This is a genomic window from Methanobacterium sp. BRmetb2, from assembly GCA_003491285.1.
GTDB lineage: Archaea > Methanobacteriota > Methanobacteria > Methanobacteriales > Methanobacteriaceae > UBA117.
Window position 1 is genome coordinate 2,119,810 of the sequence record CP022705.1, and the last position, 11,683, is coordinate 2,131,492.

General features: G+C 32.8%; 11 protein-coding genes. 4 read left to right on the forward strand and 7 right to left on the reverse strand.

The genetic code is table 11. The features are described 5' to 3' along the window. Positions 1-115: 115 nt before the first annotated feature. From CIT01_10680 to CIT01_10690, 3 genes are all read right to left on the reverse strand, one after another. Complete coding sequence (locus CIT01_10680; protein ID AXV38639.1) at positions 116-2,788, reverse strand: hypothetical protein; 2,673 nt, start codon at positions 2,786-2,788, stop codon at positions 116-118. A 70-nt stretch (positions 2,789-2,858) separates the two neighbouring features. Further along, positions 2,859-3,578 carry a hypothetical protein gene (locus CIT01_10685; GenBank protein AXV38640.1) on the reverse strand — a complete coding sequence of 240 codons (720 nt, stop codon included), beginning with the start codon at positions 3,576-3,578 and terminating at the stop codon, positions 2,859-2,861. Positions 3,579-3,646: 68 nt separating this feature from the next. Next, entirely contained in the window at positions 3,647-4,606 is a 960-nt protein-coding gene (locus CIT01_10690; protein ID AXV38798.1) for an Mg/Co/Ni transporter MgtE, read from the reverse strand. Positions 4,607-4,881: 275 nt separating this feature from the next. Here CIT01_10690 and CIT01_10695 point away from each other — a divergent pair, with 275 nt between their 5' ends. The 3 genes from CIT01_10695 to CIT01_10705 all read left to right on the forward strand — a co-directional run bounded on the left by CIT01_10695 (position 4,882) and on the right by CIT01_10705 (position 7,253). Continuing rightward, positions 4,882-5,331 (forward strand): universal stress protein UspA, encoded by a 450-nt coding sequence (locus CIT01_10695; protein ID AXV38641.1) that lies wholly within the window; start codon positions 4,882-4,884, stop codon positions 5,329-5,331. A gap of 367 nt (positions 5,332-5,698) precedes the next feature. After that, complete coding sequence (locus tag CIT01_10700) at positions 5,699-6,145, forward strand: universal stress protein UspA (GenBank protein AXV38642.1); 447 nt, start codon at positions 5,699-5,701, stop codon at positions 6,143-6,145. Between the two features lie 808 nt (positions 6,146-6,953). Continuing rightward, complete coding sequence (locus CIT01_10705; protein AXV38799.1) at positions 6,954-7,253, forward strand: hypothetical protein; 300 nt, start codon at positions 6,954-6,956, stop codon at positions 7,251-7,253. A gap of 57 nt (positions 7,254-7,310) precedes the next feature. Here the strand turns inward: CIT01_10705 and CIT01_10710 are convergent, their stop codons facing one another. The 4 genes from CIT01_10710 to CIT01_10725 all read right to left on the reverse strand — a co-directional run bounded on the left by CIT01_10710 (position 7,311) and on the right by CIT01_10725 (position 10,500). Next, positions 7,311-8,015 carry a hypothetical protein gene (locus tag CIT01_10710; GenBank protein ID AXV38643.1) on the reverse strand — a complete coding sequence of 235 codons (705 nt, stop codon included), beginning with the start codon at positions 8,013-8,015 and terminating at the stop codon, positions 7,311-7,313. Between the two features lie 659 nt (positions 8,016-8,674). Further along, positions 8,675-9,544: a hypothetical protein gene (locus CIT01_10715; protein ID AXV38644.1), complete on the reverse strand. Its 870-nt coding sequence runs from the start codon at positions 9,542-9,544 to the stop codon at positions 8,675-8,677. A 56-nt stretch (positions 9,545-9,600) separates the two neighbouring features. Continuing rightward, positions 9,601-10,140, reverse strand: a complete 540-nt coding sequence (locus tag CIT01_10720; GenBank protein AXV38645.1) for a hypothetical protein — start codon at positions 10,138-10,140, stop codon at positions 9,601-9,603. A gap of 39 nt (positions 10,141-10,179) precedes the next feature. Beyond that, positions 10,180-10,500, reverse strand: a complete 321-nt coding sequence (locus CIT01_10725) for a hypothetical protein (protein AXV38646.1) — start codon at positions 10,498-10,500, stop codon at positions 10,180-10,182. Between the two features lie 386 nt (positions 10,501-10,886). On the opposite strand from CIT01_10725, the gene CIT01_10730 reads away from it, so the two are divergent. Beyond that, positions 10,887-11,480 (forward strand): CRISPR-associated transcriptional regulator Csa3, encoded by a 594-nt coding sequence (locus tag CIT01_10730; GenBank protein AXV38647.1) that lies wholly within the window; start codon positions 10,887-10,889, stop codon positions 11,478-11,480. Positions 11,481-11,683: the final 203 nt, after the last annotated feature.

The following is an 11,683-nucleotide window of genomic DNA, read 5'->3' on the forward strand; positions in this document are numbered from 1 at the left end:
AGTTTTATTAAGAATTGTGGTAACAATAAATTGGGATGTCTGTGAATATTTGTTACCTTAAATAGCCTTTTATTCTTTTTGAATGATTTTTTACTTTCCAGGATTTTTATTTCTATTATTGGGCCCGGTAATTTAAGAGTATTTTACGTGACTCCAATATCAAGTAGATACTAAATGATACGATTATTATTCCCAGCCAGTCCAAAAATCCCAGAGGAGTAGTACCAAAAGCCACATTCAATGGAGTGTATAATACTGCAAATTGGAGGATAACCGATATTAAAACTGCACCTAATAAGTATTTACTATTAAAAATATTTATTTTAAAGTTCTGGGCTCTATAAGTTAGTACATTGAATAACTGAAACATTACTAGAGTAGTAAAAGCGACGGTCTGTGCTTTTATTCCATCATGGCCGTAGAAATTAAACATTAAAAGGGTACCTGCTCCTATTATTATACCCACTAACATAATATTTTCAATTACATCCCTGGAAATTATACTTTCTCCACGCGGACGGGGAGGATTAGTCATGAGGTCCTTACTAAAGGGATCCAAACCTAGTGCCAAGCCTGGCAGGCCATCAGTTAAGAGGTTAACCCATAATATTTGGATTGCAGTTAAAGGAAGAGGCCAACCAATGAGAATAGCCATAAATATTACCAGAATCTCCCCTAAGTTAGATGAAAGAGTATATTGAACAAATTTCTTGATATTACTGTAGATTCCTCTTCCCTCCTCCACTGCATTAACAATAGAGGTGAAATTATCATCAGTTAAAATCATATCTGATGCTTCTTTTGCCACGTCAGTACCAGTTATGCCCATGGCAATACCAATATCTGCCTGCTTAAGAGCAGGAGCATCGTTTACTCCATCTCCAGTCATAGCTACAATATGACCTTTATCTTTTAAGGCGTTTAATATTTTTACCTTATCCTCTGGACTGACCCTAGCATATACTGTAACCTTATCTACCATATCCTTTAATTCTTCATCTGCAATATTTCTCAGTTCTTCTCCACTAATCGCTTTATCTCCCGGTTTGAAAAGTCCAATTTTCTGTGCGATGGCTTTAGCAGTTAATACATGGTCACCAGATATTAAAACGGTTCTAATACCTGCAGTTCTGGTAAGTTTGATTGCATCTTCTACCCCTCCTCGGGGAGGATCAATCAAGGCCTGAAGTCCAATAAATACTAGTTCACTTTCCACAGAATCAAAACTTAAATCATAATCACTTTTTAATGGTTTAAAAGCGAAACCTAAAACTCTTAAGCCTTCATTAGCCATTCTAATGTTATAATCCATTATTTTCTTTTTTTCTTCTGGATTTAATTCTTTAATTTCACCTTTTAAATAGAAATATTTGCATTTGTCCAGTAAGAAATCTGGTGCCCCTTTCACATAAGCCACTTTTTCCTGGTCAACCTGATGGATGGTGGTCATCAATTTACGATCAGAATCAAAGGGTAGTTCGTCAACACGGGGATATTCTGAGTTCAATTCTTCCTTTTTTAATCCGGCTTTTTGTGCACTAACCAACAGGGCACCTTCAGTAGGATCTCCGATAATTTCCCATTTTCCATTGTAGATTAGTTTAGCATCGTTGCATAATGCTCCGGCCTTTAGAATTAACTCAATATCTTTTATATTTTCTAATTTTATATTTTGCTGCGTGAAACTACCTTCTGGTTCATAACCTTCGCCTGTGATTTCAATTAAAGTGTCATTTGTATATATTTCACGAACTGTCATTTCGTTCTGGGTAATGGTTCCGGTTTTATCAGAACTGATTATGTTAGTGCTGCCCAGTGTTTCTACAGCTGGTAACTGTCTTATTACAGCATGTCTTTTCACCATCCTTTTAACACCTAAAGCCAGTGAAATGGTTACAATTGCAGGTAATCCTTCGGGAATAGCTGCCACTGCCAGTGCCACTGCAGTTAAAAACATTTCATTAATATAATCTGGTTGCAAAATTCCTGTGAAAATATAAGCTTTCAATATTCCTGCAATGAAAATAATAATTGATACAACAATGGTTATAATTCCTAGTTTCTTCCCAAAATTTTTAAGCTTCTTCTGAAGAGGGGTTAACTGTTCTTCTTCCACCTGCACCAGATCTGCAATTTTTCCAATTTCAGTTTCCATACCCGTACTGGTTACCACTGCCCGGCCACTGCCGTTGGTTACCACCGTTCCCATGAAGACCATGTTTTCCTGGTCAGCCAGTACAGTGCCCTTCTCAAAAGTGTGGGTAACCTTAACTGAGGGAACTGATTCACCAGTTAAAGAGGATTCATCTACTTGTAAGGAGGAGGCATGGAAAATTCTGGCATCTGCAGGAGATTTACTGCCTGCCTCTAAGATTACTACGTCTCCTGGTACTAATTCCTTAGAATCTAATTCAATTTCTACATCATCTCTTATGACCCTGGATTTTAATACGGTCAGCTTTTTTAATTCTTCAATAGCCTTTTCAGCCCGATATTCCTGTACAAAACCAAAAATTCCATTTAATATAATAATCACAATGATAACAACAGCATCCAGTATTTCACCTATTAACAATGAGATTATAGTAGCAGCAATAAGGATTAGGATAATAAATGAGGTGAATTGTCTAAATAGTATCTCTAAAGGAGTGACTCTTTTTTTCTCTTTTAACTGATTTAAACCATATATGTCCTGTCTTTTTAAGGCTTCATCTTTACTTAAACCTTTTTTGGAACTTTTTAACACTTTAAATGTTTCATCCGTGCTTAAATTATAGTGATTTCTCATTAAATCAGCTCTTCTATTCCATTTATTAGGTTGGTATAAATGTTAATATTAAAGATCTATTTATGGAATTTTAGAATTTGTTAGATCTAGAATTTAACTTGAGTAATTTTTTGAGATTATCAATTTTTTCATCTTTTATTATCCGGGGTGGAATGCTGCGCTGGATAGAACCTTTTATACCCAATAATCTTTCCATATATTTAGATACAACATTGTAGGGTCTTCCTCTTTTGTCCAGTTTTTTATTGCTAATTAACAGTGCCCGATCCATTAATCTGCTTCTTGCTGGATCTCCGACTGCAATTACCAGATCCTCTTCCAGGTTGCTTCTTTTAATATGTGCATTATTTGAATAAATTTTGGAGTACAATTCCTGGTCCTTTTTTTCAAGGGTTTTAAAGTCAATTATATTTTCAACAGTGAAGTAACCTATAATATACAGTGCTTCCGGATAGTTATCATGATTATAGGGTTTCAGTCCCGCATAAAAAACTAATAAATCATCTTTTCTAAGTTTAGTTAAATATTTAGCTTTGGTTTTTATGTCACCGTAGGTGTAGGTTTCAAATTCCGGGTCAAAATGGATTTTTTTATTTTGAATTTTATCAGAAAGGTAATATGATAAATAATGCCCACTTTGTCCTTTAGTATTAGTATAAGTATGTGTTTCGCAAGAATTTTTGTCCGTCTCAGATATAGGTATATATTCAAAACTACCATCACTAAATATTGGTCCCAGTATCCCATCAGAACCTTTATCTATTCCAACTCTTAGAAGCAAAGCTTTCATAATTAATGTCGTTCCTTTTAGTATATGGTTAAATAATTAATATTCTAATCCATTTTAGTTAAGATGAGTCATATGTTAAAAATATCAAAAAACAATAATGCTACACTAAAATAAATTGCTAAGGTTATAATATCGCTCAAAATTGTAGCTAAAGGCCCAGTGGCCACTGCTGGATCAAGTTTTATCTTCTTAAATAGCAGTGGTGAGAGTGTAGCCACAGCTACAGCAGCAATTATACTGAAAAACATGGAAAGACCGATAATACCACTGAGCACAGGATTACCCCATCCTATAATAGAAATAATATACACAAATATTCCAGATGCTACTGCAATTACTGCTGCGACTTTAAGTTCCCTTAAAAAATAGGATTTAATAGGAAGTTTAGGATCCAGAGCAATACCCCTAATAATCAGTGCCTCGGACTGGGTTCCGGCGGCATCACTCATATAAACCATCACCGGTATAAAAGCAGCTAAAACTAATAATTTACTCAGAAGACTTTCGAAGGTGCTTATAACTGATGCAGCTACGGTTCCGCCGATGATTCCAATGATAAGCCAGGGAAGTCTGGATTTGATCATAATCCATGCACTGGACTTGATACTGGTATATTCATCCCCTACCCTGTGAAAAATACCTCCAAAGTTGAAAATATCGCTCTCCAGTTCATGATTAAAGATTCTCATAATATTGTCATAGCTTATAATTCCCATTAAATGGTTCTCATCATCTACCACCGGCATGTTTTTAATACCATGGGAAAGGGCCATATAAACAACTCTTTCTCTATCAGTTGTTGGATTGACTGTGATAAGGTTATGTTCCATCAAATTATCTACCTTTAAATTGATATTAGAACAACTCAAAATACTTTTAATAGAAATAATACCCTTTAAAATATTGTTTTTCTCCACAACATAAATATAATTAATATTATGAAAAGTGTTGGCTTTATGAGAGAGCATAGTCTGTACCTCCACTACTGGAGTTCCCACTTTTACAATAGGAATGTCGCTGTCAATCATATTTTCTATAGAATCTGCAGATTCAATTGCATTTATAGAAAAGTTTTTTTCCACTTTAATCCTCCTTCTTAAAAAATGTTATAAAAATCTTATAGCTGCTCTAATAATCATTTTTTAGGATTACGATTTTTTTTTTACTTATGATCTAATCATACCATTTACATGATAAAATGATCTAATCCCCTCTTTAATATCATTTTTATTTTTTCTTTTAAATAATCTAAGAAAAAATTATTAGACTGATTAATTAAATAATATAATGTGAGGTTAATTCAATGTACAAAAAAATATTATTACCTACTGATGGATCTGACTATGCAAAAAGAGCTGGAGAACATGCCATATGGCTAGCTGATCAAAGCCAGGCAGATATTGTGGTATTAAATGTTATTGAAACCGCTTATTTCCAGGCACTGCCAGAAGATGAACTTATAAGTGTATTGGACAAGGGTTTACGTGAAGAAAGTAAAAAAGCAGTGGAAGATTTTGAAAAAAAGTTAATGGATAGTAAATGTAAAGGTACCTGCAGGGAAAATGTGAAAACAAAATCTATGATTAAAGAGGGCCACCCTGTTGACTTGATTATTGAAACTATTGATAAAGAAGGTGTGGATCTGGTGGTTATGGGAACTGCAGGTAAACACGGACTGGATCGTTTGTTACTGGGAAGTGTAACTGAAAAAGTAGTGAGAACAGCCAAATGTCCTGTACTGGTGGTTAAATAATCAAATGGTTTGATTAATGATTCAGTATTAGATATTATCAGATTATTAATGGGCTGTTGCAGATAACTACTATAATTAATAAAAAAAAGGGAGAATATTAAAGAAATTATTCTGCCCGCAGATAGGAATATAAACCATATACAAAAAGAATTATCACTGCAATCCAGTAGGTATATACCAGAAACATGGGTAGAGTTGCATAGATCACAACCAACAAAATCGCCAGTACCATTATTAATATTCCCGCAATTTTTTGATTCATAATATCACCACTAATATTATAAGAAGTTCTCTATAATAAAAATTTCTCAAATTTGAGATAGAACTGGATATTGATTCATTCAAAAAATTCTAAGGGGTTTAGTTTATGTATAAAAAAATATTGTTACCAACCGATGGTTCAGAAAATGCGCAAAGGGCTGGTAAACATGCTATTTCCATAGCAGATACATACAGAGCAGATATTATTGTTTTAAATGTTATTGACACTTATTATGTTCAATCATTGGCTTTACCTAATTTCAGAGAGGATTTAAGAGCTGAATTAAGGCTTGAAGGAAAAAAGGCAGTGAAAAAATTTGTAGATCAATTAGAAAAAAGCCAATGCAATGGGTACTGTAAAAATATTAATCTAACAACCAAAATCAAAGATGGAAAACCCCACCAGGTGATACTGGAAACTATTCTAGAGGAAGGTATTGATCTGGTAGTTATGGGGGCCTCAGGACGTCACGGACTGGATCGGGTAATGATTGGAAGTGTAACTGATAGAGTAATTAGAGAAGCTAAATGTCCAGTGATGGTTGTATCCTGAAATGTTCAGTAACTTCTATATGATTCATGGTTATAACTTGATATTTTAATGTGCGTAATACTGCTGGATTGCAATAAAAACAACCCATAATGCTATTGCACCCAATAATCCTATGTTAAATGAATATAAACCCCAAATTCCTCCAAGTAACACAACAACAGCCATACCACCAGCCAAAGTCATTAAAGCATTTTTTTTATTTTCTTTCATTAATATAATCTCCTTACTATGAATAAAATCTTATTTGATTATACATCCTAAACAGTTCAACTAATTCTTGTTAGATAACAATTTACTTATCATTTAAATAGTGATTTCAATATTTTCAGTATATAAAAGTAGCAGATGAGAATTATTTTAGTTAACATTCTTATAACCACAGATTAGTTATCAATAAATGTTTGAAAATCCATTAATTTTTATTATTAGTTTATTAAAGGGTTTAATCTTATTAATTAATTTTATACATAGTTACCTCCACATTCACAGCTTTCTGTATCTGCAGACTCTCCTTTTTTTAGTTCACGATATTTTCCATATTTCTCACATTTAACGTACGTCATCTTGATGTTCATAATATCTTGTTAGAGATGTTTCTAAAATCATTAATTATATTCTATTTATTAATATATTAGAAAAACAAATAATAAATCATTACCTAGAATAGTCCTAAGAAATTAGGTAGATTTAGGAGACATATTCAGGAATAATATGATAGTTGGATAAAATTATTTAATAAATTATAAAGGTGGTTTTGTTGTCAGATGTATTAGCACCCCTAACTTTTAGCAGAGAAATAGGCGGTAAAATGAAGGATTTAATTGTCCCTCAAGAATATGTGAGAGACTTCCATTTCTCAACAGATGAACATTTAATGATAATGCTTAGAATTATGGGACCGGATTTAGACCAGGCTCGGGATTTCTTCAAAAGCAGTGCAGATAAAATATTCCATATAAAAACCATTGAACCTGTTCATGAAAAAGAAATATCAGATAAATTTCGATTGAACAGTATTTACATGGACGAAGGTCCGCCCATATCAGTGGATATTGATCCAGAACCAGAGATGATCCGATTGATTCTGGATTTTGAGTGGGTAAAGTAAATTTTTAGTTCAATTTGAGGTTTTTCTTTTTCTTTTCTTCTTTTAATATTTCATTTATTATCCCATTCCCATCTCCTTTATTTCTTCAGCCACCTTCCAGTGTTTACCTTTCTTTTCATTTCTTCTAATTAAGAAAACCCCTATCAGAGCTCCAACAACGCCACCAGCAGTATCAGTAAATAGATCATTCATAGTATCGTCTATCGCGTTCTGGGTGGGAGAACCCTGCATCTGGGTATTTCCAGTTATCTGACCTAAAACGCCTTGAGATAGATATTTATCGTAAGTGTACTCACCCATCTCCAGCATAGCACCAAATCCTATGGTCATTATCACAATAATAACTGCCATAGCAGCTAAACTGGCCTTTAATTTTCCGTAGTAGTACATGGTGTAGACAAACATCATGCCAATTAATGCAATGTAAAGGGGGAGCATGAAGTGCATGAAATTATCATAGTGGGGCAATTTCACATAAAGGCCCAGTGCATCACCACCTACCAGTTCAAACAGTACCATAGCCAGGAGCAGTAGTTCAATTTCCACGGGTATAGCCCGTATTTTATTGCGGGTAAAAAAAGCAGGGGCGTGGATTATTGCCAGTGCAACCAGTATTAACAACCCAAAAATTCGCTCAGCACCATTGGCACCGCCAAATACTAAAACGTAAATACCAACAAAAAGAAGAAATATCCGCATTATTCTAAGTAAATTCCTCTGCAAATTACTCATATTTTCGTGATCAGGATTTAAAAAGCTCATATCCTTTAACCTCCAATGATTATAATTTATAGGAATGGTTTGTTTTTTAATGATTTAAACATTTTACCATTTGGATTATCTAACTAAGTATGGTTAATCAATGGAGTCATATTCCTTAAAATTAATTTTCTCATTATTAAAATGAAATATGGATAATCTCTGGGGTATTCTTAAAAAATAGTAAAGGGGGGGTTAGGTAGGCCCAAAATTATAAAAAATTAGCTAATTTAAATAATTTTTTATAACCTACCTACTAATAAAATGGGTAACTTTACTTATAAGGTTTTCGTCTATTGGACATGTTATTACTATATTTTCCATGGATCTAGTAAATAGCTAGCTATTAATAAAAAACTTATGATATTCAAAGTAAAATAAAGAAAAGAGAAATATTTAAGAGATTAAAAGGAGTACAGATAATGATTAATGTTCCTAAATATTCAAATTCCTTGATCTAAAAACTTCTATGAACGCTGTAAAATCCCTCTTTATTTTTTAAGTGAGGATATTCAACAATTTCAAAAAAAATAAGGTATGAAATTTGTTTTTATAATACAGACATGAACCTCTATCCAACAAATAACTTGAATTAGGTTTTAATTAGATTTAAAAATAAGAACAAAATTATTTTTAACTTTTTAGAAAAAGCTGTAAATTTATTAGTCAAAATTAAATTCAAAAACACAGTTTTCATATCCATTGAGCATGCTGGAGTTGTGATTGACACTGCAGTGTATTTTGGACCATTTAATACTTTCTTTAAGGATTAGTTGGCATATTAAACATAGAAAGTTATCTTGAGATTTTTCCAATTTCCAGGGACATTTTGAGGTTATCATGTAATGTAAGTGACCTTTATTGATTATTTCATGGTAAAAGCCTATTCTATTTAGAAAACTAGCTAAACTAACCAGATAACCACAGGATTCAAATCTTATATCATCTCCATCTTTTCCATATTTTTCTGTTAGTTTTTTTACTTCTTTTCTAAATTCTGTCTTGTATTTGCCTTTTAATTGATCTGTAAATTTTAATAGATACTCGTTTCTCTTATAAATGGGAATATTTATAGTTAATGGAAGAATAAATGAGGATATGAAAGTATAAATATCCTCAGTGGTCTGGTTTTTAGTTTGAAACATTACCTTTTCCAAGTGTTTATGTCTTTCCAGAGCCAGATCAATGTTGATCTTTAGTTCGTCCATGTTCAATGGTTTCATCAGATAAGAGTAGGGCCGGGTTTCTATTGCTTTGTTGGTGATGTCTTTATTCAAAAAAGAGGTGATGTATATCACTGGAATATCGCTTATCTTTTTAATTTCATGGACTGTTTCTATTCCGTCGAGCTTTCCCTGAAGTTTGATATCTACCAGTACTATATCTGGCTTGATTTTTGCACATATTTCTAGTGCTTTTTCTCCAGAAGCAACTGCTACTGGATCAGGGTACCCCCATAGATTAAGCTTTTGCTGGAGTTCCATGGCGATTATGCTTTCATCTTCTACTATGAGAACTTTATTTTTGTTCATTTGTCCTTACTCCTAAATTTTTATGATTGACCAACATCTCCATTTTTACGGTTTTATTATTGGCCAACTTCCACGTATTTGGCCTTGATCAGAGGCAGGGTAATCTGCCATCCTGCCTGAGATTCATAAGTGTAACTTCCGTAAACTTCTCCATAGACGGTGATCCAACTGTCTTCTAATGCAGTTGTGGTACCGTCATAGGTAACATATACAGTATCTCCATAATTGTCATTGACATCCATCCTAATGTCAGTCCCGTATCCTTCCATTATCTGTATCACTCTACCAGATAGTTTCACTCTTTCCCCAGCATGTCCATCAGGATTCTTATTTAGTTCTTTAAAACTAATGGTTTTACACGAAGCTTTATATTCACTTTCGGTTTCTACAGGTTCGACTGGTTCTGGAGTAGTATCAGAATTACTTGAATAATCAGAAGAATTTCCTCCATTATCTGGACTTAAGAGTCCTCCAATTCCTACAATTAGGATTATACCTAAACAACAAACACTTACTGCTCCTATTACAATTTTTTCTTTCGAACTCTGTTTACTCCACCAAGTTTCTTTTTCTTGTTTTTGAGTATCATCAGCCATACACAACCTCCTAAATACATTTTTTACTGCTTAAACATTCTATCTAATTATTATGTGGAATTTTATTGTTTTAACCAGTATTCCCATTCCTATTCCTGCTAAAAGTCCTGTGGAAAACCTCAACCAGTTACTACTTTTTCGATGGCATAAAAATTGTGTTGTTCCATCAAAGAATGTTGGTGTGACGAAAACAATTCCTAACAGGATTAATTCGATGTTATAATAAACCGGTACCGTGTATACTAGTAGAAAATATAAAAATGCTCCAGTATAGATTCCTGTACATCTAGAACATATTGGAAAGTAATATCCTTTGATTTGGAATGTTCTTTCTGGAATTCTGTGACATATAAATGACATTATTGACAAATTTTCTTTGATATTGTTCACCTTGAATGTATTTTGTAGCAGCAATTCATATATTATATTAGTACTAATATATATAAGTATATGTTTATTATTCAATTATCCTATTTTTATTGAATTATTTAGTAAAATTATATAATTAAAAATAAAACTCATAGTCAAATTTTTAATTGATTAGTCAATAAAGTAGATTAAAAGAAATAATGAAACTATAACTCTAGATAGAAAAATTACAGACTTACTAACAATTTATATATAATAATATGAACATATAAAAAAAATAACTTTAAATAGTATGAAGATTATCATAATTATTTAGCACTCAGTATTATTATAACTAATACACTTACATGATTAAGCAAGATATTGGATGTGAAAGGATGGAACTAACATTAATATCAACTATTTACTCTCTAGAACCAGTTATGGCATCAATAACAAAATTCTCACCAGATAAATTGGTTCTTTTAAGAGAAGAAGATGCACCGGAAAAGAAAAAAGAATCTGAACGAATGCTCATGGAAACTGTGGGTAAGGTTATAGGGATAGATGCTAAAATAACCAGCATATATGATGTGGTAAAAATAGCACAGGACACTGCAGATGTCATTGACACTGAAACTGCAAATGGGAAAAGAGTCATAGTAAATGTGAGCGGTGGAAGAAAAACTCAGGCACTTGGTGCACTGTTTGGCAGTTATGCCCGACACAAACACGTGGAGAGAATAGTATATCTCACTGAAGAAGATGGTGCAGTGGTAGATCTACCTATTTTAAATTTTGGAATATCCCCTACCAAGCAGGATATATTAGAGAAAATGAAAGAAGGGGAAACTTCAGTTAAAAATCTGGCAGTAAAGGTAGGTATAAGCAGAGGAATGACCTACAATCACATTCGAGAATTGAGAGAGATTGGATTCATTGCCCAGAACAAACTGGAAATAACCAGTGCCGGTGAACTGGCTATAATTTAATTTTTATTATTTATAAAACATTTCAATTAGCAGTTAATTTAAAGCATTATGCTCAGTCTAATTCTTTATAAACGAAATTTAAGGTTATATCTCTTTTTGAATATGAAATAATGATTTTATCTCAAATTTTTTATTCAGTATTATTTTTATTATCTAAAAATTGTCGGAAGATATAAATAATAGTTATAACTATTTTTATGAGG

Excerpts from the sequence above, each read along its gene's own strand:
- CIT01_10680 (AXV38639.1), bottom strand. The coding sequence starts at position 2,788 with ATGAGAAATCACTATAATTTAAGCACGGATGAAACATTTAAAGTGTTA.
- CIT01_10685 (AXV38640.1), bottom strand. The coding sequence starts at position 3,578 with ATGAAAGCTTTGCTTCTAAGAGTTGGAATAGATAAAGGTTCTGATGGG.
- CIT01_10690 (AXV38798.1), bottom strand. The coding sequence starts at position 4,606 with ATGATTGACAGCGACATTCCTATTGTAAAAGTGGGAACTCCAGTAGTG.
- CIT01_10695 (AXV38641.1), top strand. The coding sequence starts at position 4,882 with ATGTACAAAAAAATATTATTACCTACTGATGGATCTGACTATGCAAAA.
- CIT01_10700 (AXV38642.1), top strand. The coding sequence starts at position 5,699 with ATGTATAAAAAAATATTGTTACCAACCGATGGTTCAGAAAATGCGCAA.
- CIT01_10705 (AXV38799.1), top strand. The coding sequence starts at position 6,954 with ATGAAGGATTTAATTGTCCCTCAAGAATATGTGAGAGACTTCCATTTC.
- CIT01_10710 (AXV38643.1), bottom strand. The coding sequence starts at position 8,015 with ATGAGCTTTTTAAATCCTGATCACGAAAATATGAGTAATTTGCAGAGG.
- CIT01_10715 (AXV38644.1), bottom strand. The coding sequence starts at position 9,544 with ATGAACAAAAATAAAGTTCTCATAGTAGAAGATGAAAGCATAATCGCC.
- CIT01_10720 (AXV38645.1), bottom strand. The coding sequence starts at position 10,140 with ATGGCTGATGATACTCAAAAACAAGAAAAAGAAACTTGGTGGAGTAAA.
- CIT01_10725 (AXV38646.1), bottom strand. The coding sequence starts at position 10,500 with ATGTCATTTATATGTCACAGAATTCCAGAAAGAACATTCCAAATCAAA.
- CIT01_10730 (AXV38647.1), top strand. The coding sequence starts at position 10,887 with ATGGAACTAACATTAATATCAACTATTTACTCTCTAGAACCAGTTATG.